This is a genomic window from Bradyrhizobium sp. Unk1, assembly GCF_059512345.1.
On sequence record NZ_JCAMOP010000225.1, the window covers coordinates 1 to 503 of the forward strand.

General features: G+C 61.8%; 1 protein-coding gene. It reads left to right on the top strand.

What is annotated here, in order from left to right; all coding sequences use genetic code 11:
- On the top strand, positions 1 to 503 hold a 503-nt coding region (locus AC5ZFO_RS48250), incomplete at its 3' end, for a LabA-like NYN domain-containing protein (RefSeq protein ID WP_496124305.1).

The window sequence follows — 503 nt, forward strand, 5'->3', positions numbered from 1 at the left end:
ATGTCACCTTCTGCCACTAACAAGATCGCGCTCTTCATCGATGGGGCCAATCTCTACGCGACGGCGAAAACTCTGGGCTTCGACATCGACTACAAGCGCCTGCTGAAGGAGTTTCAGAGTCGCGGGACGCTGTTGCGGGCGTTCTACTACACCGCGATCATCGAGGATCAGGAATACTCCTCGATCCGTCCGCTGATCGATTGGCTCGACTACAACGGCTACACGGTCGTCACCAAGGCGACCAAGGAGTTCATCGACGCCTCCGGCCGCCGCAAGGTCAAGGGCAACATGGACATCGAGCTCGCCGTGGACGCCATGGAGCTCGCCGAGCACATCGAACAGATGGTGCTGTTCTCGGGTGACGGCGACTTCCGCTCCCTGGTCGAAGCCGTCCAGCGCCGCGGCGTCCGGGTCACCGTGATCTCCACCATCGCAAGCCAGCCGCCGATGATCGCCGACGAGTTGCGCCGCCAGGCCGACGTCTTCACCGACCTCGTCGAGCT